The following is a 26,442-nucleotide window of genomic DNA, read 5'->3' as shown; positions in this document are numbered from 1 at the left end:
AGCTTAACGCCCGCGCCACCATTTCAGGCCGGCCTGCTCGGCCCGGTCCAGCAGGGCGTGCAGAACCACGCCCATCAGCCCCAGGACCACCAGGGCGGCGATCATCCGGGCGGTCTGCAATTTGTTGCCCGCGTCGAGGATCTGCCAGGCCAATCCGCGAACGCCGCCCGACCCCGCGCCGAACTCCGCCACGACAGCGCCGATGATGGCCAGGCCCGCGCCCACCTTGTGGCCCTCCAGCAGGAACGGCACCGACGAGGGCAGGCGCAGGCGCATCACCCGCTGCCAGCGGCCGGCGCCATAGAGGTCGAACAGCCGCTCCAGGTCCGGATCGGCGGCGCGCAGTCCGGTGACCGCGCCCGAGAAGATCGGAAAGAAGGCCACCAGCACGGCCAGGGCGATGATCGCCCGCTCCGGGTGGTCGATCCCGGCCCAGATCAGCACCAGCGGCGCGATGGCGACCACCGGCGTCACCTGGAGCACTGAGGCGAGCGGACGGACGGCGGCCTCCAGGACCGGGTTGAGGCCGATGATGACGGCGACGGCGATGGCGACCAGGCTGGCGATGACCAGGGCGATGATCGCCGTCGACAGGGTGATCCAAGCCGCGGCCATCAGGCTGGGCAGGTTTTCGGCCAGGGCGACGGCGACCCCCGAGGGCGGGGGCAGGAAGTAGGCCGGGACCCCCATCGCCCGCACGGCGATCTCCCAGGCCGCCAGCAGGATGGCGATCAGCACGAAGGGTGCGAGCGCGCGGGTCATGCCGCGCTCTCCATGCCCTGGGCCAGCAGGTTCGTCACCTCTTCGACCGCCGCCCGGAAACCCTCCGAGGTGCGGAAGCCGGCGGGGCGGGGCAGGGCGCCGGCGACCTGGGTGATGCCGGCGATGCGGCCCGGGCCGCGGGTCAGGACCACGACGCGGTCGGCCATGTAGACGGCCTCCTCGACATTGTGGGTCACGAAGACGATGGCCGGACGCGAGGCGCTCCACAGCGCCAGCACATCGTCGGCCAGGGTGCGGCGGGTGATCTCGTCCAGGGCCGCGAACGGTTCGTCCAGCAGCATCAGGCGCGGCTCGGTGACCAGGGCGCGGGCCAGCGAGACCCGCATGGCCATGCCGCCGGACAGGGTCGCCGGGCGGGCCTGCACCGCGGCGGCCAGGCCCACACGCTCCAGTGCGAGCGCGGCACGGGCATAGGCCTCGGTCCGGGGAACGCGCGATAGCTCGAGGGGCAGGGCGACATTGGCCTGGGCCGTCAGCCAGGGCGCCAGGGTCGGCGCCTGGAAGACCACGGCGGTCTCGCCGCGACCGGCGGCGCGGGTCAGGGTTCCGCGCGTCGGGCCTTCCAGCCCGGCCAGCAACCGAAGCGCCGTGGACTTGCCGCAGCCCGAGGGCCCGACCAGCGCCAGGACCTCGCCGGCGGTGATGGTGAGGCTGACCGGCCCGAGCGCTCGCCCGCGCCCAGGATAGTCGACCTCGACCCCGTCTAACGTCGCAACGCTCACCGACACCCGCCTACTTCGCCGCAGGTGTCACGAATTGCAGGGTGTAGGCGCGCTTGTAGTCCATGGTCGGCGGGTAGACGCCTTGCTCGGAGGCGACCTTGAAGAACTCGGCCCAGCGCGCGTCGGTCATCACCCCGAGGCCGCCGGTCTTGGCGTCGCCGGAATCGACGATGCCGTAGGATTTCAGCTTTTCGCGGGCTTGATCGAGGACGTCCTGGGTCATTTCCGGATTGTCCTTCTTGATCAGGGCGTCGCCCGGCGCCGCGTCACCGTCGAGATAGCTCTTCCAGCCGGCGGCCGAGGCCTCGACGAAGGCCTTCACCGCCGCGGGGTTCTGGGCGATCAAGCTGTCGGGCATGAGGATCATGGTGGCGTAGCCGGGATAGCCCTCGTCGGCGAGCAGGAAGACCTTGGTCTTCAGTCCCGCCTGCTTTTCAATCGTATAGGGCTCGGAGGTGACGTAGCCCTGCTGGACCACGCGCTTGTCGGACAGGAAGGGCGCGGCGTTGAAGGTGTATTTGCGGACCTGATCGTCGGTGAAGCCGTACTTTGACTTCAGCCAGACCCAGAAGGCGGTGACCGAGGCGTCGGACAGCAGGATCGGGCGGCCTTTCAGGTCGGCGATCTTCTCCAGGCCTTGGCCGGGGTGGGCGATCAGGACCTGCGGGTCCTTTTGCATCATCGCCGCCACGGCCTTCACCGGAATGTTCTCCTTGGCGAGGTTCATGACGATGAAGCTGTTGGAGCCCATGCCCGCCTCGACCGCGCCGGAGGCCAGCAACTGCGGCACGTTCACGCCGGGGCCGCCCTGGACGATCTGCACGTCCAGGCCGCGCTTGGCGTACTCGCCGGTGGCCACAGCCTGGTAGAAGCCGCCCTGTTCGGCCTGGGCGCGCCAGTCGGTGGCGAAGCGGATCTTGGTGGGCGCGCCGTCGGCAGGGGCGGCGGCTTGTTTCTCAGTTGGAGAACAGGCGCACACCAGGGCCGCAAGCGCGACGGCGACGAGACGCAGGACCTTCATGGACATCCCCCAAACTGAACGGGCGCGAGCCTATGCGCTGGCGTGCGTCGTTCCAAGGTCGCAGTCGCGGAAGTTTAGGCCGCCGCCGCGTTGGGGTCGGGGGAGAGCCACTTGGCCAGCACGTCGTGCAGGGCCTGGATCTGGATCGGCTTGCCGACGGCGGCGTTCATGCCGGCCTTCAGGCAGGCGGCCTCCATCTCCGGCATGACGTCGGCGCTCATGGCGATGATCGGGACGACGGCGTTGACGCCGCCCAGGGCGCGGATGGCGCGGGTGGCCTCCAGTCCGTCCATGCGCGGCATGTGAACGTCCATCAGGATCAGGTCGCAATCGCCGATCTTGGCCGCCGCCACACCCTCTTCGCCGTTCTCGGCCAGGACCACCTCGCAACCGAGCAGCCCCAGCACCGTCGCGCCCAGCTCCCGGTTCATCGGGTGATCGTCGACCAGCAGGATCCGCGCCTTCAGCGGGCCGTCATCAGGGCGCGCCGGCTTGGCGGCCGCGCCGGTCTGCGCCCGAGGGGCGATCAGTTCGAACCAGAAGGTCGACCCGGCGCCAAGGGTGCTCGTGACGCCGATCTTGCCCCCCATCAGGTCGGTCAGACCCTTGCAGATGGCCAGTCCCAGCCCCGTGCCGCCATGGGTGCGGCTGACCGAGGAGTCGCCTTGGCTGAAGCGCTTGAACAGGCGCTCGACCTGGTCGGAGGGGATCCCGATCCCGGTGTCGGAGATCTTGAACCGCAGCAGATGGGCGCCGTCGCCCTGCTCGAAGACCTGGAGTTCCAGGCCGACCCGGCCGCGCTCGGTGAACTTGATGGCGTTGGACAGCAGATTGAGCAGGATCTGGCGCACGCGCAGGTCGTCGATCAGCACCGGGGATTCCACGGGTCCGATGAAGCTGAGCTGCAGGTCGATGTCTTTGCGGCGGGCGGCCTCGGTGACGATGGCCAGGGCGTCCTGGGCGATGGCGCGGGGCAGGGCCTGGTTCGGGCGTAGCTCCACCTCGCCGGCCTCGACCTTGGAGAAGTCCAGGATGTCGTTGACCACGGTCAGCAGCGAGGCGCCGGCCCGGTCGATCAGGGCCAATTGCCGCCGGGCGGGGTCGGGCAAGTCCTCGCGCTTGAGCAGCACCTCGGTGAAGCCGACGATCGAGGTCATCGGCGTGCGGATTTCGTGGCTCATCGTCGCCAGGAATTCGGTCTTGGCGAGGCCGGCGGCGACCGCGCGGGCCTGGGCCAGGCGGGCGATCCGGCTGCGGCTGGCCCACAGCCGCTTCATCCGCTTCTGGTTGGCGATGGCCATGGCGGTGGCCAGGCTGGTGAAGAAGCCGACCGCGATCAGGAACTGCAGGCCGCGGGTTTTTTCCGCCAGGGTCCAGGTCGCCTGGTTGGGCGGCGTCGAAACCACGATCACCAGACTGGAGAGGATGGCGGCCATGATCAAGGCGGAGACGGCGGCGCCTCTTGGCCCCAGCCGGAAGGACAGCAGCGCCAGGGCCGGGAAGATCAGCAGCGGCATGGGAAACCGCACCGGCAGGAAGATCAGCGTGCTGACCGCGGCGATCAGCGCATAGAGCCCGATTTCTTCCCAGGGGGAGCGGCGAAAATCGCGGACCATTTCGGGGCGGGCGATCAGCAGGACCGCCGGCAGCATGATCGCCATCCCCAGGGCGTGGCCGTAGAACCAGCTGGTCAGGACGCTGTCGAAGTTGCGGCCGTAGATCGTGAAGATGTCGGCCGCGGCCAGCGCGCTGGCCGCGGTGGCGGGAGCGACAGCCAGCAGGAGCAGGCGCGCCACGCGGTTGAAGCTGGTCAGGCGCACGGTCGCGCCGCAGGTCCTGCGGGCCAGCCAAGCGGCGCCGAACGCCTCCGAGAAGGTGAGCACCGGGAAGATGAAGGACGCTATCGGTGAGTTCCCGACCACCAGATTGTAGCCGAAATTGAAGCTGAAGCAGATGACGACCATGCCCAGGCTCCAGCGCCAGGGCAGCAGCAGGAATGCGGCCGCAAGGATGCCGCTGGCCAACCAGATGACGGCCACGCCTTCGCTGCCCCGGGTCAGGGTCAGGCTGAACAGCACGCAGGCGACGAAGGCCAAGACCAGGCCGCCGCTGAGCATCAGGTTGTGAGACCGGTTGGTCCGAGCCATCGGGCGTTCCCGCAAGTTCGAGAAAACCCTGCGCCCGCCTTAGGAACCAAAGGTTTAAGGCGCGCGCCCGCTGGACAGTATGTCGCAGCAGGCCAAGCCCCCAAAAACGATCCACAGGAATGCTGGGTTGCGCCGCGCCACGACTTCATTGCCGCCGACTCTGTTATGGCGAACCGATCTATGCGACGGCTTGACTGAATTAGCTTGGTTAAGAGAGGCCCACTGGCGTGAGAGTTCGAGTGCGGTTTGCGGCGGCGGTCGTGGTCATCGCGGGCGCGGCTTTTGCTCAAGGCGCGGCGGCTGAAGCGAGCGACGCGTCGTGGAGCGCCGTCGAACGTCGCGCGATCGCCGCCAGCGGCCTGGCTCGCGCCTCGGTCGTGTCGGTGAAGCCGGACATGGTGATCGCGATCCGCAGCCGTGGAACCCCCAGCGTCGGCGGCGGGGTCATCGAGGGCGTGGTCCTGCAGGGGGAAGTCGTCTCCAGCGACGCCGCCCAGATCATGGGCTATCGCTCCATGCAATCGACGGTGAACGTCGACTGCGTCCGCCGTCGCGAGATGGTGGTGAAGATGGCGGTGTTCAGCGAGCCGAAGGGCAAGGGGCAGGTGGTCAATCGCCAGACGCCTGGCGGATGGGTTCAACCCTCGCCCGGCGCCTATCTGTCCGACGTGATGGGAGACATCTGCGGTTCGGGGCCCCGGGTGGCGGCGGCCGCGCCCACGCCCGCCGCGCCTGCGCGACGTGCGACGGTCGCCGCGACACCGCCTAAACGTCCTGCGGTGACGGCGTCGGTCCCGGCTGCGGCCCCGGTCGTCGAACGCGCCCGGCCCGCACCGGACGAAGATCGGCCCTTCCGAACCTCGATCGACGCGCGGCTGGCTAGAGCCGGCGCGCCCGCGGCGACGCCGCCGCCGCTTCGTCCTGAAATCCCTTGGCCGGTCGCCGACAAGCCGGCGCCGAAGCCCGCGTTGAAGCCGGCCCCGGCCAAGCCTGCCGCGCCGAAGCCCGCGCCTGCGAAGCCTAAGACGCCCGGCAAGGTCAGCGTCCAGATCGCCGCCTCGTCCACCGAGAGCCAGGCTCGCGAAGCCTTGGCGCGGGTGAAGGGGAAGGTGAGCGCGCCGCTCTCCACCTCGGTTCGCAGCGTCACGGTGGACGGCAAGGTCTTCCACCGCGCGCTGATCACCGGCTTCCAGACCCGCGACGAGGCGCAGGCCTTCTGCGCCCGTTTGAGCGCGGCCTGCTTTGTTCGCTAGAGCCTAGCGGCTGGTCTCCAGGGCCTCGCGGCGTTCCTCCAGCGCCAACCATTCCTCTTCGGCGGCTGACAGCTCTTTGCGCGACGCCTCCAGGGTCTTGTTGATCTTGTCGAAAGCGGCGATGTCGCGGGCGTAGAGGCCGGGGTCGGCGAGGTCGGTTTCCAGTTTCTTGATCTTGCCGGGCAGGGCGGCGATGGCGCTGTCCAGTTCCTGCAACCGGCGCTGGTCCTTGTAGGAGAGCTTGGTCGGCTTGGCGGTTTCGGCCTTGGCCGGCGCGGCCTTGGACGCGGCGGGCGTCGACGTGGCCCCGATGGCGCGGAAGAAGCCGGGGTTCTGCGACAGGAAATCCTGCCAGCCGCCGGGGGTCTCGACCGAGTTCCCGCGGCCGTCCAGGGCGATGGTCGAGGTGGCCAGCCGGTCGATGAAGTCGCGGTCGTGGCTGACCAGGATCAACGTGCCCTCATAGTCAGCCAACAGGTCCTCGAGCAGGTCGAGGGTGTCCATGTCCAGGTCGTTGGTCGGTTCGTCGAGCACCAGCAGGTTGGCGGGGGTCGCCAGGGCGCGGGCCAGCAGCAGGCGGTTGCGTTCGCCGCCTGACAGGCTGCGGACCGGTTGGCGCAGTTGCTGGTCGGTGAACAGGAAGTCCTTGGCGTAGGCGGCGACGTGCTTGGGCTGGCCGCGCACCATCACCTGGTCGCCGCCCATCGGGGTCAGGACGTCCCGCAGCATCATGTCCGGCTTCAGGTCGGCGCGCGCCTGGTCGATATAGGCGATCTCCAGATTGGCCCCGAGGTTGACGCTGCCTTCGTCGGGGGCGAGTTCGCCCAGCAGCAGCTTGACCATCGTGGTCTTGCCGGCGCCGTTCGGCCCGACGATGGCGACCCGGTCGCCGCGCAGGATGCGGGTGGAGAACTCCTTCACCAGCGTCCGATCACCGAAGGACTTGGAGATGCCCTTCACCTCGGCGACCCGCTGGCCGGACATGCCGGAGGAGGCGATGCCCATCGACAGGTCGCCGCGCACCTCGCGCAGGCGTTCGACCTTGGTCTTGCGCAGGTCCATCAGGGCGCGGCGTCGGCCCTCGTTGCGGGCCCGGCGGCCGGTGACGCCGCGCTGCAGCCAGTATTCTTCCTTCTCGAGCAGCTTATCGAGCTTACGGCCTTCCTCGGCCTCGGCGGCCAGGACCCGCTCGACCCAGGCGTCGAATTCCACAAAGCCCTTATCCAGTCGGCGGATCTTGCGGTGCTCCAGCCAGAACGAGCGGTTGGTGACGCGGCCCAAGAAGGCGCGGTCGTGGCTGACGATGACCAGGGCCGAACGCGAGGAGGCGAGCTCGGTCTCCAGGGTTTCGATGGCCAGGATGTCCAGGTGGTTGGTCGGCTCGTCGAGCAGCAGGATGTCCGGCTCCTCGGCGAAGGCGCGGGCCAGGGCCGCGCGGCGGATCTCGCCGCCCGAGAGGCCCTTGGCGGACTTGCCCGGGTCCATGCTGAACAGTTCGAGGGCCGCTTCCCCGCGATGGGGTTCGGCGCCGCCGAGCGTGACGTAGTCCAGCAGGGTCTCGCCGGTGATCTCCGGCTCCTGCGGGACATAGGTGATGCGGGTGGCGGGCTGGATGCTGCGCTCGCCGTCGTCGGCCTGGATCTGGCCGGCGAGGATCTTCAGCAGGGTCGACTTGCCGGCGCCGTTGCGTCCGACCAGGCAGGCGCGCGAGCGCGGCTCCACGGCCAGATCGACGCCGTCGAACAACATCTTCGGCCCGTCGGCGAGACGGACGTTTTTAAGCGCGAGAATAGGGGGCTTCATGCGGCCAGGGACATAGCCGCACCGGGCGCTTCAAGCGACTCCTCAGTTCGGGATCGGCTCCATCGTGACCGGCGGCTGGGTGGTGGGGGCCGGCGGCTCGATCACTGGCGGCGGCGCGGGGGGCGGCTCAGCCTCGACCCGGGTTTCCTCGAAATCCTCGGCCAGACCCTGGAAGAAGCCGTTGCGCGGGTCCTCCTCATAGGTCGGGACCGGATCGGGCAGCAGCCAGTCGAAATCGCGCGCCGGCAGGCCGGCGTGGGCGACCACCATGTAGTCATGCCAGATCGCGGCCGCGACCTCGCCGCCGGTCACCTTGTTCATCGGCTTGTCGTCGTCGTTGCCGACCCAGACCCCGGCCACGTAGTCCGGGGTGAAGCCGATGAACCAGGCGTCGCGCCAGTTCTGGCTGGTGCCGGTCTTGCCGGCCGCCGGGCGATCGAAGGCGGCGCGCGTGCCGGTGCCGCTGGTGACCACCTTCTGCATCATCTTCACCATCATGCTGGCCCAGTGGATGTCATAGGCCGGGACCGGCGAGGCGGTCTGGTGAGAGAAGATGATCTGCCCGTCGATGGTGGCGATCTCGCTGACGATGAAGGGCGTGATGCGGTTCCCGGCCTGCTGGAACACCTGATAGGCCGAGGTCATCTCGATCAGCGGCACCTCGTAAGCGCCTAGCGAGACTGAGAGGTTGGGGTTCGGCGGCAGGGTGGTGATCCCGAACCGCGAGACCAGATTGGCGATCGCGGCGGTTCCGACCTCTTCGCCCAGCTTGACCGCCACGGTGTTGAGCGATTGCGCCAGGGCCGTCTCCACGGTCACCGCGCCGCGATAGCGGCCACCGTAGTTCTTGGGTTCCCAGTCGCCGATCTTCACCGGGCTGTCGACGCGGATGTCGGTCGGCAGGACGCCTTTCTCCAGGGCGGCGGCGTAGACGAAGGGCTTGAAGCTGGAGCCCGGCTGGCGCTTGGCCTGGACCGCGCGGTTGAAGACGCTGCGGGTATAGTCGACGCCGCCGACCATGGTGCGGATCGCGCCCCTGGCGTCGATGGAGATCATCGCCCCCTGGCTGGCGCCGCTGGCCTTGCCCTGGCCCTCGATGATGCGTCTCAGCACCTGGGCGCCGGTGGCCTGCAGCTTGGTGTCGATGGTCAGGCGCACGACCAGGTCGGGCGAGTTCGGACCCACCATCTTCAGGACCTCGCCGGTGGCGTAGTCGAGCGCGTAGCCGTTGTCGCCGTCATTGGCCAGGGCCGTGGCTGCGAGCTTCGGCGGCGAGGCGATCGCCGCGTTCATCTCGTCTTGGCTGATCCAGTTCTCGCCGACCATCCGTTCCAGCACCAGGCGCTGGCGCTTCAGCGCGCCCTCCATGTTGTGGTGGAGCGCCATCCGCGAGGGCGCCTTGGGCAGGGCCGCGAGCAGGGCGGCTTCGGCCAGGGTCAGCTGGCTGGCCGGCTTGCCGAAATAGGTGCGCGCCGCGCCGTCCAGCCCGAAGGTGTTGGCCCCGAAATAGATGCGGTCGAGATAGAGCTCGAGCACCTCGTCCTTGGTCATCACCTGCTCCAGCTTATAGGCCAGGGCGGCCTCTTGGATCTTGCGGCGCAGGTTCTGGTCGGGGCTGAGGAACAGGCCCTTGGCGAGTTGCTGGGAGATGGTCGAGCCGCCCTCGACCACCCGGCCGGCCTGGTGGTTGGCGCGCGCGGCCCGGGCGATGGCCCAGAAATCGACCGCCCCGTGCTGGTAGAAACGACGGTCTTCGGCGGCGAGGAAGGCCTTGGGCACATAGTTGGGCAGGCGGGCCAGGCGGACGTCCTCGCCGTATTGCGGTCCGCGTGAGGCCAGGAACACGCCGTTCATGTCGTAGAACTTGATCGCCGGGGCGCGGGTCGAGGCGTAGAGCGCCTGACGGCTGGGAACCTCGGGCAGATCCTGCAGGTAGTTCTTGTTGATGTAGTCGGCCGCGACCAGCACCGTGGCGAGGCCAAGCCCCCCGATCAGGGCCAGGGTGATCCACAACCAACGCAGGTTCAGCGGCCGCCGCGGCCCTTGGCCGCCGCCGCCGCGCTTGCCTTTAGCGCGCCCACGGGGCAGGTCGGCGCGGAACGGTTCGTCCGGCTTGGTTGCGGCGGACTTCCCGCGGCGCAGGCCGCCGGTGGGCGCCTTTGAGGCGCGCGGATCGTTATTATTGTCGGTCACGGATAGTCTGGGTCGGCTTCTGAGTTTGTGTAGGACGCCTGTAGCATGGCTTCGAGGCCTTTCTGGGAAACGAAGTCTCTCGCTGAGATGACGCCGCGCGAGTGGGAGAGCCTCTGCGACGGTTGCGGCCTGTGCTGCCTGATCCGTTTCGAAGATGAAGACACCGGCGAGATCATTCCCACCAGAGTGCATTGCCGTCTGTTTGATTCCGAGAGCTGCGCCTGTTCGAACTACGCCCAGCGCAAGCGCCACGTGCCTGACTGCATCAAGCTGACGCCGCAGAATGTCGACACCCTGAAATGGATGCCGCTCAGCTGCGCCTATCGCCGGGTGAACGAGGGGCGGGGCCTGGCCGACTGGCACCCGCTGATCTCGGGCGATCCGGAAAGCGTCCATAGCGCCGGGGTTTCGATCCGCGGCGAAACGGTCAGCGAGGAGACCCTCGCCGACCCCGACGACGCCATCCAATATGCCGCCTGGGATCTGCTAGAGGAGCGGGGCGACGACTAGCCGCTTCGCATATATGTGGCAAATATGTCACATTGAGGCTTGCGCGCCTCGCCAAACGGCCTAATTGAGGGCCCTGAGTTTCTTACACGTTTTCGAGAGGTCTTTTCCTTGGCGCGCGACCCCTATCTGGAACTCGGTGTGTCTCGCGGCGCGAGCGCCGACGAGGTCCGCAAGGCGTTCCGCAAGCTCGCCAAGCAGCATCACCCCGACACCAATCCGGGCAACAAGGCCGCCGAGGAACGCTTCAAGCAGGTCAGCGCCGCCTTCGACATCCTGGGCGACGTCGAGAAGCGCAAGAAGTTCGACGCCGGCGAGATCGACGCCGACGGCCGCGAGACCATGCGCGGCTTCGGCGGCGCCGGTGGCGGCGGTCCCTGGAATCAATCGCGCAACGCCGAAAGCATGGAGGGCGCCGATCTTGGCGACCTGTTCAGCGAGATCCTCGGCCGCCGGGGCGGCGGTGGCGGCGGGTTCGGCGGTTTCTCGCAAAAGGGCGCCGATGTCCGGGCCAAGCTCGAGATCGACCTGGAAGACACCATCCATGGCGCGAAGAAGCGCATCGCCTTTTCCGACGGCCGCACCATCGACGTCAGCATTCCGAAGGGCGCCGAAGAAGGCCAGACCCTACGCCTGAAGGGCCAGGGCTCGCCGGGACGATCCGGCCCGGGCGATGCGTTCATCGAACTGGTGATCAGGCCGCACCCGATCTTCCGGCGCGAGGGCGAGGCCCTGGTCATGGACCTGGCGGTTTCGATTCCCGACGCCGTGCTGGGCGGCAAGGTCGAGGCGCGCACGCCGGACGGCCCGGTGACGCTGACCGTGCCCAAGGGCGCCAACAGCGGCCAATCCCTGCGCCTGAAGGGCCGGGGCGGCTCGGATTCGCGCGGCAAGCGCGGCGACCTGCTGGCCCGCATCGTCCTGATGCTGCCCGAAAAGCCCGACGCCGAGCTCGAAGCCTTCGCCGAACGCTGGCGAAAAGAACGGCCATACACGCCCAAGAAGAAGTGATCGGGGTGCGGTCGGAGTGACAGACCGCCGCGGGCCATTCATAAACCTGCCATTCAGGCTCGGTTCAGTGACTTGGTTGTAATCCTTCTGACCATGAAACGCCTTCTCGTCATCGCCGCGCTGATGGTCGCCGTTCCCGCGGCGGGCCATGCACAGCCTGGCCCCGACTACGGCCGATCCTCATATGGCGGCGGTCGGGGCGATCAGGACACCGCTCGCGAGGCGGTGCGCGGTGGCCGGCAGGTGCCGCTGTCCCAGGTCATCGCCACGATTTCGGCCCGCACCCCGGGCCGGCAGCTCAACACAACCCAGGGCGAGGCCGGCGGACGTCCGGCCTATTTCGTCCAGTGGCAGACCAATGACGGCAGGGTGATCATTTTCGTCGTCGACGCCCAGAGCGGGGCGATCATCTCCCGTCAGGGCGGTTAAGGAGTCTCATGCGTATTCTACTTGTCGAGGACGATCCGGATCTGTCGCGCCAGTTGAAGTCGGCCTTGGGCGACGCCGGCTATGCGGTCGACCACGCGCCGGACGGCGAGGAAGCCCAGTTCCTGGGCGAGACCGAACCCTATGACGCGGTGATCCTCGACCTTGGCCTGCCCAAGGTGGACGGGGTTTCGGTGCTGGAGCGCTGGCGTCGCGAGAACATGGCCGTGCCGGTGCTGATCCTGACCGCCCGCGGCGCCTGGAGCGAGAAGGTCGCCGGCTTCGACGCCGGGGCCGACGACTATCTGACCAAGCCCTTCCACACCGAGGAGCTGCTGGCTCGCCTGCGCGCCCTGCTGCGCCGCTCGGCCGGCCACGCCGCGCCCAGCCTGGCGCTGGGCGGCCTGCGCCTAGATCCCCGCGCCGCGCGGGCCAGCGTCAACGGCGAGCCGCTGCGCCTCACCTCGCTGGAATATCGCCTGCTGCACTATCTGATGATGCACCAGGGCCGGGTGATCAGCCGCACCGAGCTGGTCGAGCACCTGTACGACCAGGACTTCGATCGCGACTCCAACACCATCGAGGTGTTCATCGGCCGGGTGCGCAAGAAGATCGGCTCCGACCGGATCGAGACGGTCCGGGGCCTGGGCTACCGTCTGACGGCGCCGGCCGATGAACTGGGAAGCGAGGCGGCCAAGCCGTGAGCATGGAGGCCCTGCGCCAGCCCTCGCTCGTCCGGCGGCTGGTGATCCTGGCCGCTGGCTGGAGCCTGGCGGTGCTGCTGGTCTCGGCGATCGTGCTGGCCATGCTGTTCCAGCAGGCGGCGATCCGGCGCTTCGACCAGGGCCTGTCCGAGCTGATCGACAACCTCACCGCCGGCACCACCATCGCCGACAAGGGCGAGGTGATCGCGCCGGCCCTGACCGATCTGCGGGCGCTGCGGGCCTTCTCCGGCAAGTACTGGCAGATCGCCGAGCCGGCGGCGGGCGGCAAGCTGCGCGTCCTGGTCCGCTCGCGCTCGCTGTGGGACAGCGAACTGAAGGCCCCGGCCGACATCGTCGCGCGGCTGAACGCCGAGCCGGGGCGGCCGGTCTCCTACGATACGCGCGGGCCGTTGAACGAGCCGCTTCGCGCCATGTCGACCCAGGCCAAGCTGCCCAACCGCGCCGCGCCGGTGATCTTCATGGCCGCCGAGGACCGCAGTCCGGTCGACCACGATGTTCGCGGCTTCATCACCGCCACGGCGGTGGCGTTCCTGCTGCTGGGCGTGGGCATGATCGCCGCGGTGGTCATCCAGGTCCGCGTCGGCCTGAACCCGCTGTTCGCCCTGCGCCGCGAGGTGGCCTCGGTGCGCCGGGGCAAGGCCGAGCGGGTGCAGCGGACCTATCCGACCGAGCTTTCGCCCCTGGCCGAGGAGCTGAACGCCTTGATGGCCCACAATCAGGAGGTCGTGGAGCGTCAACGGACCCATGTCGGCAATCTGGCCCATGCCCTGAAGACCCCGCTGTCGGTGATGCTGACCGAGGCGCGGCAGACCGGCGGCCCGTTGGCCGACATCGTCGAGGCCCAGGCCGAGGCCATGCGTCTGCAGGTGGATCACCACCTGCGCCGCGCCCGCGCCGCGGCGCGCACCCAAGGTTCGGGCGAGCGCACCTCGGTGGCCGACGTGCTGGACGAGCTGTCGCGCACCCTGGAGCGGATCTTCCTCGACAAGGGCGTGGAGATCGACTGGGACGCCGAGGACGACCTCTATTTCCTGGGCGAACGCCAGGACCTGCTCGAACTGGCCGGCAACGCCATGGAGAACGCCGGCAAGTGGTGCACCGGCCGCGTGCGGGTGCGGGCGATCCCCTCCAGCGCCGAGCGGCTGAAGCTGACGATCGAGGACGACGGCCCCGGCCTGACCGCCGAGCAGCGCGACGAGGTGGTGCAGCGCGGCGCCAGGCTGGACGAGACCGCGCCCGGCTCGGGCCTTGGCCTGTCGATCGTCGACGAGCTGGCCCGCGCCTATGGCGGTTCGCTGAAGCTGGGGCAGGCGCGGTTGGGCGGCCTGCTGGTCGAGTTGGAGCTGCCCCGCGCCGAGGCCTGAATTTTCAGGCGTTTTGGAAAACCTTAACTCGGCGGGCGCATGGTCGGCGCCGCGTGGGGCATGCGTCCGCGCGCGTGGAGCGTACTGTTCATGGCCGGGTTGCCCGACGCCAAGATCGATATTGTCCGCACCCTTGTCCGGGACGCGCCCGACAAGGTGGTCACCGGCCTGCGCAACGCCTTGGCCCTGGCCGACGGCGACACTGCGCTCGCCGGCGTTCGGCGTGTCGTGGACGCCGAGGTCGACGACCGTAACCTGCGCAACAAGGTCCTGGAGCCGATCGCGCCGCTGTTCGTCGGCGACGGCAGCGCGAGCGACAGGCTCAATTTCCCCGCCCGCGCCTTGACCCTGCTCTGGCGGGGCCTGAAGGCGCAGGCGCCCGACGAGATCGGGGCGGCCGCCCGCTTCCTACCCGACTACCAGCCCGACGAGAGCTCCACCGAACCGTTCGACAGTCTGGTCGAGCAACTGGCCTATGGCCTTCAGGTGGGCGAGCAGCGCGACTATGTCGCCGCGCTCGAAATGATCGAAGGCGCGAAACCCGGCGGGACCGGCGTCTTGCTCTCTTGCCTCGCGATGTCAGCGGTGGTGCGCCGCGCGACGCTTCGCCTGCCCGAATGGATCAGCCGCACGACCCAGGAACGCGCCGCCGCCGCGCGCCTGGCCTACCGCGACGCCTGCCGGTTCGGCGACGACGCCGGCCCATGTTTCTTTGAAATGCTTGGCGCCCAGCTCGCCGAACCCTGGACCATCCTGCGCATCGTGTCGGCGGTGATGGATCGCCCGGCCGAAGGCTATCTGGCGGGATCGGAGCTTTCGGTGTTCGCGACCCGGCTGATGGACCAGCTCGACGTCAACCTGAAGAAGGTGTCCGGGTTCGATCTGAACGGCGGCGTGGCCGCCGGCGCTGCTGCTGCTGCGACGGTCGAAACCCTGACCCTGCAGATCACCGAGCTGGAGAACGCCATCGACCTTGGCCGTGAAGGCGGCTGGGGCGGGCGCATCCACAAGCAGAAGCTGTCCCTGGCCGGGGTGGTCGAGAGCAGGCTGCGCGAATTGCCCAAGCTGCAGAACGCCGCGCTGCCGAGCCACAAGGTCCGCGTCGCCCGCGCCACGGTTTCCGAGCCGCGCCTGACGATCGAGCCGGACATGAAGCTGGTCGATCGTTGCCGCAGCCTGCTGGCTTTCGCCGAAGGCATCCGCGCTAGCGCCAACTATGGCGGCTTCTCCTCAACCCGCGCCAAGGTGATCGAGGCGGCGGGCGAGACCCTGGACCAGTACGTCGAGGACGTGCTGTCGCTGGTGCGCGACGACGAGGTTCCGGACCGCGAAATCGCCGGGCGTTTCCTGCAGGTCGCCGCCGAGTTCGCCAGCCCGATTCATGAGCCTCGGGCCGGCGATATCGTCCGTCGCCGGGCCGCGACCGCCTTCGGCGCCGTCAGGCCGCAGCGCCCCAATCTCGAAGATCCCGCCAAGCTGCTCTGATTTGCACAGCCTGCGCCCTTCGGGCCTGTAGAACTCGCTCTCTCTTTCCGCTACACGCGCCTCATGATCGCTTTTTGGGTGGTCGCGGGCGTGCTTTCGGCCGCTTGCGCCGGTGTCATCCTGTCCAGTGCCGCCCGTGCCGCTACGCGCGCCGGGGCCGCGGATCCGACGACTGAACTCTATCGCCGCCAACTGCGCGAGATCGACGATCTCGCCGACCGTGGCCTGATCCCAGAGACTGAACGCACGACGACCCACGCCGAGGCCGCGCGCCGTCTGCTGGCGGCGACCGACAACCAGGCCCAGGCCTGGACGGCCGACACCAGCCTGCGCAAGCCGGTCCTGGTCGTCGCGGCCCTGACCCCGCTGCTGGCGCTGGGCTGCTACATCGCGGTCGGATCGCCCGGCCTGCCTGACCAGCCGTTCAAGAGCCGCGTCGCGGCTTGGCGCGCCGCCGAACCGGCGACCCTGACGCCGCCGGAAATGGCCGTGGTCCTGCAGGAGTTGATCAAGGAACGCGGGGGCGACCCCGAGGCCTATGGCTATCTGGCTCAGGCCGAGATGGCGTCCGACAATCCTTCGGGCGCGGCCCGCGCCCTGCGCCGAGCCATCGAGCTCGACCCCAACCGCGCCGACCTCTGGGAGGGCCTGGGCGAGGTGTTGTTGGTCGAGGCGCAGGGAGATGTCTCGCCGCAGGCCGAGCGCGCCTTCCTGGAGGCGCTGAAGCACGATCCGAAATTGGTGAACGCTCGCTTCCATGTCGGCCGCGCGCGGATCGCGGCGGGCCAGCGCGACGTGGGCCTGGCCGACTGGCGCGCGCTGGTCGCCGAACTGCCGACTGGCGATCCGCGCCGCGCGGCTGTGCAAAGCGCGATCGCCTCGGCCGAAGGCCAAGCTGCGCCGGCCGCCGGTCCCGCGCTCGGCGGGCAGTTGGCCGCGGTCCAGGGAATGGTGGCTAGCCTGGCCGCGCGTCTTGAGGACAATCCCGACGACGAAGAGGGCTGGGTCCGGCTGGTGCGCTCCTATGCGGTGCTGGGCGATCAGGCTAATCGCGACGCGGCCCTGGCCAAGGCGCGGACGAAATACGCCGCCAACCCCGATGTGCTGAAGGCGCTGGACCTGGCGGCCAAGACGGAACCGATGCGATGAGCGGCTGGCTGCCCAAGTCTCCGAAGGCGCGCAGGCGCCTGACCCTGATCGCGGCCATCGCGCCGGTGCTGGCCCTGGCGGTCGGGCTGACGCTGTGGGGCCTCTCGGATTCGATCTCCTATTTCTACACCCCGGCCCAGGCGGCCGAGGCCAAGCCGCCGGTCGGGCGTTCGATCCAGCTCGGCGGGCTTGTCGAGGGCGGCAGCGTGGTTAAGCATTCCGATGGCCGGGTCGAGTTCACCGTCGCCGACCAGAAGGCGACCACACGGGTTCATTTCTCCGGCGACCTACCGGACCTGTTCCGTGAGGGACAGGGGATCGTGGCGACCGGCGCCTTCCGCGCCGACGGCGACTTCCAGGCCAAGCAGGTGCTGGCCAAGCACGATGAGCGCTACATGCCGCGTGAGATCACCAAGGCGCTGAAGGAACAGGGCGAATGGCGCGGCGAAGGCGCGCCTCAGCCCAGCTATCAGACCGGCGCCGCCCAGCAATGATCGTTGAAATCGGGTCGTTTTCGCTCGCCCTGGCCCTGGCGCTGTCGCTTGCGCAGGCCCTGCTGGCCGGCGTCGCGCGCATACGGCGCTCGGTGGTGCTGGCCGGCGCGGGGCAGGGCGCGGCTATCGGAGCCTTTGCGGGTCTGGTCGTCGCCTTCGCCGCCCTGATGTACGCCTTCGTGACCTCGGACTTCTCGGTCTCGAACGTCGCCGCCAACTCCCACACCGCCAAGCCGCTGCTCTATCGAGTGGCCGGGACCTGGGGCAGCCACGAGGGCTCGATGCTGCTCTGGTGCCTGGCCCTGACCGGCTGCGGCGCGGCCGTCGCCGCCGTGGGCCGCGACCTGCCGGCCGGGCTCAAGACCCTGACCATCAGCGTCCAGGGCCTGCTGGGCGTGGTCTTCCTGGCCTATACGGTGTTCGCTTCGAACCCGTTTGTTCGGCTGGCGCAGCCGCCGATCGAGGGCCGCTCGCTGAACCCGCTGTTGCAGGACCCGGCGCTCGCCTTCCACCCGCCCATGCTCTACCTCGGCTATGTCGGCATGTCGGTGGTGTTCTCCTTCGCCGTCGCCGCCCTGATCGAGGGCCGCGTCGACGCCGCCTGGGCCCGCTGGGTCCGGCCGTGGACGCTCGCCGCCTGGAGCGCGCTGACGGTCGGCATCACGCTCGGCGCCTTCTGGGCCTATTACGAACTGGGCTGGGGCGGCTGGTGGTTCTGGGACCCGGTCGAGAACGCCAGCTTCATGCCCTGGCTGATCGCCACGGCGCTGTTGCACTCGGCCATCGTCACCGAAAAGCGCGGAGCGATGTCCGGCTGGACGGTGTTCCTGGCGCTGGCGGCCTTCACCTTCTCGATGCTGGGCGCCTTCCTGGTGCGTTCGGGCGTTCTGACCTCGGTCCACGCCTTCGCGGTCGATCCGACCCGCGGCGTCCTGCTGCTGGCCATCCTCGGCGTTACGGCCGGCGCGGGCTTCGCCCTGTTCGCCTGGCGCGCCCCGGCCCTGAAGCGGGGCGGGGTCTTCGCGCCGGTCAGCCGCGAGAGCGCGCTGGTCCTGAACAACATCCTGCTGGCGGCGGCCACCGCCACCGTCCTGCTGGGCACGCTCTATCCGTTGATGCGGGAAGCTGCGACCGGCGAGGCGATCTCGGTCGGCCCTCCCTTCTTCAACCTGACCTTCACGCCGCTGATGGCGGCGCTGGCCATCCTGCTGCCGGCGGGACCATTGCTCGCCTGGAAGCGCGCCGACGCCCAGGGCGTGATGCAGCGGCTGTGGGTCGCGGCCCTGATCGCGGCGGCCTGCGGCCTGGCCGCCTTCGCCCTGATCAGCCCGCGCAAGGCTTTCGCCTCGGTGGGCGTGGCCATGGGCGCCTGGCTGGTGATCGGCGCCCTGGTGGAGATCGGCGAGCGCACGCGCGCCTTCCGCACCTCGGCCGCGGAGTCCTGGCGGCGACTGATCGGCCTGCCTCGCGGCGCCTGGGGCATGACCCTGGCCCACCTGGGCCTTGGCGTGTTCGTGCTTGGCGCCTGTTTCGAAACCGGCTGGAAGCTGGAAGCCGCCGAGGCCCTGCCGGTCGGCGGCCGCCTGAACCTTGGCGAATATCACCTGGTGCTGGACGAGGTGCGCGGCCTTGAAGGGCCGAACTACGACGCCGAACGTGGTCAGTTGCGGGCCTTCAAGGGCGACAAGCAGATCTGCGCCCCGACCCCGGAGCGCCGGCTCTATCCGACCGGCGGCCAGACGACGTCCGAGGTCGCGATCTGCACGCTCGGGGTCAACCATCTCTATGTGGTACTGGGCGAGCGCCGTCCCACGACCGGCGCGCCGGTCTGGCTGGTGCGGGCCTATTGGAACCCCTGGGCGCTGCTGATCTTCATCGGCCCGGGCATCATGGCCCTGGGCGGGGTGGTGTCGCTCAGCGACCGTCGCCTGCGGTTGGCGGCCGGGCGCAAGGCGGAGGCCGCCGCGTGAGGCGGGTCCTGGCCATACTCGGCGCGGTGCTGTGCCTGGCGGCGGCGTCGGACCCGGCCGACCGGCTGCCCGATCCGGCCCAGGAAGCGCGGGCGCGCGAGCTGTTCCGCGAAGTCCGCTGCATGGTCTGTCAGAACGAGTCGATCGACGACTCCAACGCCGAACTGGCCGGTGATCTGCGCCGACTGGTCCGCGACGAGATCAAGGCCGGCAAGACCGACGAGCAGGTCCGGGCCCACCTGACCGGCCGCTACGGCGAGTTCGTGCTGTTGAAGCCGGCCTTCTCATGGGGCAACGCCGTCCTCTGGGGCGCGCCCTTCGTCGTGGTTATCCTTGGGCTGCTGCTGCTGTTCCAGAGTTTCCGGAACCGTCCGGCGGACGAGGAACTGACCCCCGAAGAAGCCAAGCGGCTGGACGGCTTGTCGCGGGATTGAGGGGCATGACAAGATTGCGCCAAAGAATGAGCGCTATGAAGCTCGTAGCGTGACCTAAACGTAACTTGAGAGACATTGCACTCTAAGGCATCGAACCTAGGTTGTCGGGGACGTGCGCGTGTTATGTGACCACGGGCGCCCACAGGGAAATTGAAGGCTTATGACCTCGAAGAAGACCGGTTATCTCCTCGGCGCCCTGGCGGGTGTCGGCGTCGCCACCGCGGCCCTCGCTGGCGCCAACTTGGCCGACAACCCCTTGGCCGACTCCAACGTGCAGCGCGGCCTGCTGATGAAGACCTCGACGGCGCCGATCTTCGCGCCGCCGCCCGGCGCGCCGTTGTCGTTCGCCGACATCTTCGAAAAGGTTTCGCCGGCCGTTGTGTCGATCAACGTGACCTCGGAAGTCGACGCCTCGGCGTTGCGCCGGGTCCCCGGCTTCGAGAACTTCCCCTTCGACATCGTGCCGCGCCAGGGGCCGGGCGGTGAAGAGGGCGAAGACGCTCAGCCCGGTCAGCCGGCGCAACCGGGCCCTGGCGGCCGTGGCGGCCAGCCGCGCCTGCCCAGCCAGCAATCCTCGGGCTCGGGCTTCTTCATCTCGGGCGACGGCTACATCGTGACCAACAATCACGTCGTGGAGAACGCCAAGGAGATCAAGGTCGTGCTCAAGGACGAGCGCGAACTCGACGCCGTGGTCGTGGGCCGCGACGAGGGCACCGACCTGGCCGTCCTGAAGGTCAAGGGTTCGGGCTTCCCGTTTGTGAACTTCGAGAACGCGGGCAAGCCTCGGGTCGGCGACTGGGTCATCACCGTCGGCAACCCGTTCGGCCTCGGCGGCACCGCCACCGCCGGGATCATCTCGGCCTATGGCCGTGACATCGGCGAGACCTTCGTCGACTACATCCAGATCGACGCCCCCATCAACCGGGGTAACTCCGGCGGCCCGACCTTCGACGTCTATGGCCGGGTGATCGGGGTGAACACCGCGATCTTCTCGCCCTCGGGCGGCTCGGTCGGCATCGGCTTCGCCATTCCGGCCGACGTCGCCGACTCGATCACCAAGCAGCTGATCTCCGGCGGCAAGATCACCCGCGGCTATATCGGCGCCTCGATCCAGAACTTCACCGCCGAGATGGCCGAAGCCCAGGGTCTCGGCGCCCAGCGCGGCGCCATCGTCGCCAATGTGACGCCGGGCGGTCCGTCGGATCGCGCCGGCCTGCTGTCGGGCGACATCGTGACCTCGGTCAACGGCGTGGGCGTGAAGACCTCGTCCGAACTGACCCGCGAAGTCGCCAAGGCCAAGGCCGGCGACGTGCTGCGCCTGGACCTGCTACGGGCCGGCAAGCGCAAGGTGGTCGAGATCCGTTCAGGCGTGCGCCCGACCGAGAAGGAACTGGCGGCCAACGACAACCCGCAGGGCGGTCCGAACCGCGGCGGCGGCGAAGGCTCCGGCGCCCAGGCTCAGCGTCCGGTGGTGCTCGGCCTGGCGCTTGCGCCGCTGGACGAGGCCGCGCGTCGTCGTCTCAGCCTCGATCCGGCGGTTCGCGGCGTGCTGATCGCCAGCATCGACCAATCGTCGGACGCTGCCCAGCGCGGCCTGCGCAAGGACGACATCATCGTCCAGGCCAGCGGCGAACCGGTGACGACGGCGGCGGAGTTCTCCGCGGCGGTCACGGCGGCCAAGAAGGCCGGACGCCCGAGCATCCTGGTCGGGGTGCATCGCGGTGGCCGCACCTCCTTCCTGCCGCTGAAGATTTCCGGCTAGTCTGACGTAACGCCCGGGGGCTCTGAAGCACGATGCGTATTCTGATTGTCGAGGACGACCTCGAGGCCGCGGAAGTCATGGACCGCGGTCTCACCGAGGCGGGTCACGAATGCGTTCGCGCGCCGGACGGCGAGGACGGCCTGGCCGCCTCTCGCGCCGGCGAATACGACGTGATGATCGTCGACCGCATGATGCCGCGGATGGACGGGGTCACCATGATCCAGACCATCCGCCGCGAAGGCGATCAGACCCCGGTGCTGTTCCTGTCGGCCCTGGGCGAGATCAACGACCGCGTCGAGGGCCTGAAGGCCGGCGGCGACGATTATCTGGTCAAGCCCTACGCCTTCGCCGAACTGATCGCCCGGGTCGAGGCGCTCTCGCGCCGGCGCGAAACCGGCTCGGTGCAGACCATGCTGCGGGTCGGCGAATTGGAGATGGACCTGATCGGCCGCGCCGTGCATCGCCAGGGCAAGGAGATCGACCTGCAGCCGCGCGAATTCCAGCTGCTGGAGTTCATGATGCGCCATGCCGGGCAGTCGGTGACGCGCACCATGCTGCTGGAGAAGGTCTGGGAGTATCACTTCGATCCTCAGACCAACGTCATCGACGTCCATATTTCCCGTCTGCGCTCCAAGATCGACAAGGGCTTCGACAAGCCGATGCTGCAGACGGTCCGCGGCGCGGGCTATCGTCTCGATCCTTAAGGGCCGGCGCACGCCATGCGCCTGCCCAGGCTTTTCAGAACCACGCCGTTCCGGCTGACCCTGCTGTTCCTGGCGTTGTTCGCCGCGGCGGCCAGCGCCTTCCTGGCCTACATCTACCTGGCGACCGCCGGGGAGGCGACGCGGCGGACCGACCAGAACATCACGCGCGAGATGCGCTCGCTGGTCGCGGCCTATGACCGGGCCGGCGTCGACGCCGTGAACCAGTCGCTGATCGAGCGCGCGGCCAGCGAACGGCCGTTCCTCTACCTGCTCATGAAGCCGGACGGGACGCGGATCTCGGGCTCCATCGCCGAGTCGCCGTTGGAAGACGTCCGCGGCGCCCCTTCGCGCGCCAGTTTCTCGGTCACTGATTACGACGCCCAGGGGCGGCTGGTGAAGCACCCGGCGCGCGGCTTCCAGGAGCGGCTGAGCGGCGGCGAGATCCTGTTCGTCGGCGCCGACGTCAGCGAAGACCAGGCCTATGTCGTCAAGATCGTCCGGGCCCTGTGGGGCGCGGGCGCCCTGGTCATCGTGCTCGGCTTGGCCGGGGGCCTGCTGGTCAGCCGCAACGTCTCGCGCAGCATGGGGGCGTTGAACGATGTCGTCGCCGCCGTGCGCAACGGCGACTTCGGCGCCAGGGCCACGGTGCGCGGCACCCGTGACGAGTTCGATGAACTCTCCGAGGGCGTCAACGAGATGCTCGACCGGCTGGAACGCTCGATGGCCGGCCATCGTCACGCCGGCGACGCCATCGCCCACGACCTGCGCTCGCCCCTGACCCGCCTGCGGGCGCGGCTGGAGACGGCCTATCTCGACGTCGAGGCCGGCAAGGGCAACGCCGAGGAAGCGCTGGGCCAGGCGCTGGACGACACCGACGGCGTGCTGAAGACCTTTGGCGCGGTGCTGTCCATCGCCCGGCTGCAGGCGGCGGGGCAGGCCCCCGACCAGGTGCTGTTCGACCCGGCCGATCTCGCCGCCGATCTCGCCGAACTCTACGAGCCGACCTGCGAGGACAAGGGGCTGGAGTTCGACGCCGAACTGACCCGGGACCTCCAGGTGCGCGGTAACCGCGAGTTCCTGGCCCAGGCCCTGGCCAATCTGCTGGACAACGCCGTGAAGTACACCCCGGCTGGCGGCGCGATCATGCTGCGGGTCCGTCGCCGTTCGTCCGGCGAGGTCGAATATTCGATCACCGACACTGGGCCAGGCGTGCCCGACGAGGACCGCGCGCGGGTAGTCGAACGTTTCGTCCGCCTGGAGAACAGCCGGAGCGAACCGGGCTCGGGCCTTGGCCTGTCGCTGGTCGCCGCCGTCGCCGAGGCGCATGGCGGGCGGCTGGAGCTGTCGGAGGGGCCAGGCAAGGTCGGTGAGATGGGCCCAGGCCTCCGCGTCGCCCTGATCCTGCCGCGCCCGGCCTAAGCGCTAGTGAAATCTCTATCGCCACCCGGCTAGAGTGTTTGCGATGACTCATCTTCTGGACGTTCTCAAACCCTGCGGTCCGGTGGCCGACCTCAAGGCCGCCGACCGTGCGCGTAACGTGCTGGTCGAGGCCGCCACGCGCGACGGCTGGATGGAGTTGCTGGACGCCGCCTGGCCCGCCCTGGCGCCGGTGTTCGGCGCCTCGCCGTACCTGACGAGCCTGGCCCGCCGCGACCCGGTGCGGCTGCGCGTCCTGCTGGAGAGCGACCCGGATGTGCGCTTCGCCGACCTGCTGGCGCGGACCACAGCCCTGGCGTCGTCCGATTGGGAAGGCGCCAAGTCGGGCCTGCGCAAGCTGAAGGCCGAGGCCCACCTGCTGATCGCCCTGGCTGATCTGGGCGGGGTCTGGGATCTGGACGCGGTCACCGGCGGGCTGACCCGCTTCGCCGACGCCGCCCTCTACACGGCCCTGACCGTCGCGGCCCAGGCCGAGCTGGAGGCCGGCCGCCTGACGCGGATCGGAACGGGCGACGAAGGTCCGGTGCCCGGCTGGTTCTGCATCGCCATGGGCAAGCACGGCGCCTATGAGCTGAACTATTCCAGCGATATCGACATCTCGGTCTTCTACGAGCCGGAGGCGCTGCCCCTGGCCGAGGGGATCGAGACCCAAGGCTTCGCGGTCCGCCTGACCCACCGGCTGGCCGAACTGATGCAGGACAAGACCGGCGACGGCTATGTCTTCCGCGTCGACCTGCGGCTACGGCCCGATCCGTCCTCGACCCCGCCGGCGATTCCGGCGGCGGCGGCCTTCGACTACTACGAGAGCGTCGGCCAGAACTGGGAGCGGGCGGCCTTCATCAAGGCGCGCGCGGCGGCCGGAGACGTCGGGCGGGGCCGGGCGTTCCTGGCCGAACTGGCGCCGTTCATCTGGCGCAAGAACCTCGACTTCGCCGCCATCGCCGACATCCACTCCATCAAGCGCCAGATCCACGTCCACAAGGTCGACGACCGCCTGACCGCCAAGGGCGTGGACCTGAAGCTCGGTCGCGGCGGCATCCGCGAGATTGAGTTCTACGTCCAGACCCAGCAATTGATCCTGGGCGGCCGGCACCTCGAGCTGCGCTCGCCGCGCACCCTGGACGCCCTGCGCGCCCTGGAAGCGGCGGGTCACGTCTCCAGCCAGGCCGCCGACGAACTGACCGAGGCCTACCGGCAGCTGCGGTCCGCCGAGCACCGCATCCAGATGCTGGCCGACGAGCAGACCCATCGGCTGTCGGAATCCGATGGTGAGCGCAAACGGGTTGCGGCGCTGTCGGGCTATGACCGGGTGCGCAGCTTCGACGCGGCCATCGAGCGGACCTTGAAGACCGTCAATCGCCGCTATGGCGAGCTGTTCCCCGACGAGGAGCAGCTGTCGTCGAAGTTCGGCAGCCTGATCTTCACCGGCGTCGACGATGATCCAGAGACCCTGGCCACGCTCAGCCGGATGGGGTTCTCCAACCCCGCTCGCGTCTCCCAGACCATTCGCAACTGGCACCACGGGCATATCCAGGCCACGCGGACCGAACGCGGGCGGGAGCTGCTCACCCGGCTGGCGCCGCGCCTGCTCGACGCGGCTCAGGCCTCCGGCGCGGCCGACACCGCCTTCACCCGCTTCGAGGATTTCTTCTCCAAGCTGTCGTCGGGGGTGCAGCTGCAGTCACTGTTCCTGGCCCAGCCGAAGCTGTTCGAACTGATGGTGCAGGTGATGGCCTTCGCGCCGCGCCTGGCCAACACCCTGGCCCGGCGGCCAGCCGCCCTCGACGCCCTGCTGGACGGCGCCTTCTTCGCCAATCTCGATTCCGAGGAAGACCGCAGCATGATGGCGGTCGCGGTGGCGCGGGCCGACGGCTTCGAAGGCGTCATGGACGCTGTGCGCCGGGTGCATCGCGAGCAGGCCTTCCGGGTCGGCGTCCAGGTGATGAGCGGGGCGGCCAGCGCCGAGACCGCCGGCCGGGCCTTCGCCGACCTCGCCGATATCTGCATCGAGACCCTGGCCCCGGCGGCGCTGGCCGAGGCCGAGCGGCTGGGCGGCCAATTCGAGGGCGAGGCGGCGGTGATCGCGCTCGGCAAGTGCGGCTCGCGCGAGATGAGCGCGGGCTCCGACCTTGATCTGATGACCCTCTATCGCGCGTCGTCGCCCGGTGCGGTGTCGTCGGTCAAGGAGTGGGGAGCGGAGACCTTCTATGGCCGGTTCACCCAGCGCCTGATCGCCGCGCTGTCGATCCCAACCGGGGAGGGGGAGCTCTACGAGGTCGACATGCAGCTGCGCCCTTCCGGCACCAAGGGGCCGGTGGCGGTCAGCTTCCCGGCCTTCGAGGAATATTACGAACGCGAGGCCGAGACCTGGGAATTGATGGCCCTGACCCGCGCGCGGGTGGTTTGGGCCTCGTCCGAGAGCTTCGCGGCCGACGCGGCGGCGGCGATCGAGGCGGCGTTGCGGCGCTCGCGCGATCGCGCCCGCACCGCCAAGGACGTCCGCGAAATGCGCGAGCTGCTGGAGCAGGAACGTCCGCCGAAGGGGCAGTGGGACCTGAAGCTCTCGCCGGGCGGCCTGGTCGATATCGAGTTCGCCGCCCAGTTCCTGCAACTCGCCCACGCCGGAGAGGGCGGACCGCTCAGCCAGAACACCGCCCAGGCCCTGGCTGCGGCGGGCGCTGCGGGCCTGGCCTCCACTGAGGCCCTGGCGGCGCTGCGCAAGGCCTGGACCCTGCAGCAGAACCTGACCCAACTTTTGAAGGTGGCGCTGGCCGACAACACCGATCCGTCCGGCGAGCCGAAGGCGTTCCGCGCCTTGCTGGCGCGGGCGGGAGAGGCGCGCGATTTCCGGGCTCTGACGGCCAAGCTCGACACCGCCCGCAAGGGCGCGCGTCAGGCCTATGACGTCATTCTGCGATCCTGAGCGACGGAAGGCGTCGCGCGCGACGTTAGAGGAATAGACGGGCGCTTGGCCGCCCCAAGGAAATTCCATGAAGCACGCCCTGCGCCGGAATCGCGGCCGTGACGTCGGTTGAAGGACATAGCAAGCTTG

At 69.0% G+C, this 26,442-nt stretch carries 21 protein-coding genes; 15 read left to right on the top strand and 6 right to left on the bottom strand.

The window, feature by feature from the left end; translation table 11 throughout:
* Positions 1–3 precede the first annotated feature (3 nt).
* The 4 genes from ASE02_RS08500 to ASE02_RS08485 all read right to left on the bottom strand — a co-directional run bounded on the left by ASE02_RS08500 (position 4) and on the right by ASE02_RS08485 (position 4,673).
* On the bottom strand, positions 4–762 hold the full coding sequence (locus tag ASE02_RS08500; RefSeq protein WP_056733125.1) for an ABC transporter permease: 759 nt from the start codon (positions 760–762) through the stop codon (positions 4–6).
* Complete coding sequence (locus ASE02_RS08495; protein ID WP_369818531.1) at positions 759–1,505, bottom strand: ABC transporter ATP-binding protein; 747 nt, start codon at positions 1,503–1,505, stop codon at positions 759–761. The genes ASE02_RS08500 and ASE02_RS08495 overlap by 4 nt, the downstream gene beginning before the upstream one ends.
* Before the next feature lie 10 nt (positions 1,506–1,515).
* Entirely contained in the window at positions 1,516–2,526 is a 1,011-nt protein-coding gene (locus tag ASE02_RS08490) for an ABC transporter substrate-binding protein (RefSeq protein ID WP_082601960.1), read from the bottom strand.
* Positions 2,527–2,600: 74 nt separating this feature from the next.
* Positions 2,601–4,673 carry an ATP-binding protein gene (locus ASE02_RS08485; protein WP_056733119.1) on the bottom strand — a complete coding sequence of 691 codons (2,073 nt, stop codon included), beginning with the start codon at positions 4,671–4,673 and terminating at the stop codon, positions 2,601–2,603.
* A 227-nt stretch (positions 4,674–4,900) separates the two neighbouring features.
* On the opposite strand from ASE02_RS08485, the gene ASE02_RS08480 reads away from it, so the two are divergent.
* Complete coding sequence (locus tag ASE02_RS08480; RefSeq protein ID WP_156405972.1) at positions 4,901–5,926, top strand: SPOR domain-containing protein; 1,026 nt, start codon at positions 4,901–4,903, stop codon at positions 5,924–5,926.
* Positions 5,927–5,929: 3 nt separating this feature from the next.
* Here the strand turns inward: ASE02_RS08480 and ASE02_RS08475 are convergent, their stop codons facing one another.
* Both ASE02_RS08475 and ASE02_RS08470 read right to left on the bottom strand, forming a co-directional pair.
* On the bottom strand, positions 5,930–7,729 hold the full coding sequence (locus ASE02_RS08475) for an ABC-F family ATP-binding cassette domain-containing protein (protein WP_056733115.1): 1,800 nt from the start codon (positions 7,727–7,729) through the stop codon (positions 5,930–5,932).
* Positions 7,730–7,771: 42 nt separating this feature from the next.
* Entirely contained in the window at positions 7,772–9,922 is a 2,151-nt protein-coding gene (locus ASE02_RS08470; RefSeq protein ID WP_156405971.1) for a transglycosylase domain-containing protein, read from the bottom strand.
* A 45-nt stretch (positions 9,923–9,967) separates the two neighbouring features.
* On the opposite strand from ASE02_RS08470, the gene ASE02_RS08465 reads away from it, so the two are divergent.
* From ASE02_RS08465 to ASE02_RS08400, 14 genes are all read left to right on the top strand, one after another.
* Positions 9,968–10,432 carry a YcgN family cysteine cluster protein gene (locus tag ASE02_RS08465; protein WP_056733113.1) on the top strand — a complete coding sequence of 155 codons (465 nt, stop codon included), beginning with the start codon at positions 9,968–9,970 and terminating at the stop codon, positions 10,430–10,432.
* A 108-nt stretch (positions 10,433–10,540) separates the two neighbouring features.
* On the top strand, positions 10,541–11,440 hold the full coding sequence (locus ASE02_RS08460; protein ID WP_056733111.1) for a DnaJ C-terminal domain-containing protein: 900 nt from the start codon (positions 10,541–10,543) through the stop codon (positions 11,438–11,440).
* A gap of 93 nt (positions 11,441–11,533) precedes the next feature.
* Positions 11,534–11,869, top strand: coding sequence for a PepSY domain-containing protein (locus tag ASE02_RS08455; RefSeq protein ID WP_056733109.1), 336 nt, complete (start codon positions 11,534–11,536; stop codon positions 11,867–11,869).
* Positions 11,870–11,877: 8 nt separating this feature from the next.
* Positions 11,878–12,570, top strand: coding sequence for a response regulator transcription factor (locus ASE02_RS08450; protein ID WP_056733107.1), 693 nt, complete (start codon positions 11,878–11,880; stop codon positions 12,568–12,570).
* Between the two features lie 2 nt (positions 12,571–12,572).
* Positions 12,573–13,955 (top strand): sensor histidine kinase, encoded by a 1,383-nt coding sequence (locus tag ASE02_RS08445; RefSeq protein ID WP_056733106.1) that lies wholly within the window; start codon positions 12,573–12,575, stop codon positions 13,953–13,955.
* Positions 13,956–14,045: 90 nt separating this feature from the next.
* A complete protein-coding gene (locus tag ASE02_RS08440) occupies positions 14,046–15,440 on the top strand; it encodes a hypothetical protein (RefSeq protein ID WP_156405970.1) in 1,395 nt (464 codons plus the stop codon).
* Positions 15,441–15,503: 63 nt separating this feature from the next.
* Positions 15,504–16,589: a c-type cytochrome biogenesis protein CcmI gene (gene ccmI / locus ASE02_RS08435; RefSeq protein WP_056733101.1), complete on the top strand. Its 1,086-nt coding sequence runs from the start codon at positions 15,504–15,506 to the stop codon at positions 16,587–16,589.
* On the top strand, positions 16,586–17,083 hold the full coding sequence (gene ccmE, locus ASE02_RS08430) for a cytochrome c maturation protein CcmE (RefSeq protein ID WP_056733099.1): 498 nt from the start codon (positions 16,586–16,588) through the stop codon (positions 17,081–17,083). Before ccmI ends, ccmE begins: the two co-directional genes overlap by 4 nt.
* Complete coding sequence (locus ASE02_RS08425; RefSeq protein ID WP_056733098.1) at positions 17,080–19,053, top strand: heme lyase CcmF/NrfE family subunit; 1,974 nt, start codon at positions 17,080–17,082, stop codon at positions 19,051–19,053. Before ccmE ends, ASE02_RS08425 begins: the two co-directional genes overlap by 4 nt.
* Positions 19,050–19,487 (top strand): cytochrome c-type biogenesis protein, encoded by a 438-nt coding sequence (locus ASE02_RS08420; protein ID WP_056733096.1) that lies wholly within the window; start codon positions 19,050–19,052, stop codon positions 19,485–19,487. The genes ASE02_RS08425 and ASE02_RS08420 overlap by 4 nt, the downstream gene beginning before the upstream one ends.
* Positions 19,488–19,647: 160 nt before the next feature.
* Positions 19,648–21,249, top strand: coding sequence for a Do family serine endopeptidase (locus ASE02_RS08415; protein WP_056733094.1), 1,602 nt, complete (start codon positions 19,648–19,650; stop codon positions 21,247–21,249).
* Between the two features lie 32 nt (positions 21,250–21,281).
* Positions 21,282–21,953, top strand: coding sequence for a response regulator transcription factor (locus ASE02_RS08410; RefSeq protein ID WP_056733092.1), 672 nt, complete (start codon positions 21,282–21,284; stop codon positions 21,951–21,953).
* A gap of 15 nt (positions 21,954–21,968) precedes the next feature.
* The gene (locus ASE02_RS08405) at positions 21,969–23,372 is read left to right on the top strand and encodes a HAMP domain-containing sensor histidine kinase (RefSeq protein ID WP_056733091.1); all 1,404 of its coding nucleotides are present in this window, start codon (positions 21,969–21,971) and stop codon (positions 23,370–23,372) included.
* A 43-nt stretch (positions 23,373–23,415) separates the two neighbouring features.
* Positions 23,416–26,313, top strand: coding sequence for a bifunctional [glutamine synthetase] adenylyltransferase/[glutamine synthetase]-adenylyl-L-tyrosine phosphorylase (locus ASE02_RS08400; RefSeq protein ID WP_056733089.1), 2,898 nt, complete (start codon positions 23,416–23,418; stop codon positions 26,311–26,313).
* Positions 26,314–26,442 lie beyond the last annotated feature (129 nt).

This window comes from Phenylobacterium sp. Root700 (assembly GCF_001429025.1).
Lineage (GTDB): Bacteria > Pseudomonadota > Alphaproteobacteria > Caulobacterales > Caulobacteraceae > Phenylobacterium.
This window is presented reverse-complemented; position numbering and strand designations above follow the sequence as displayed.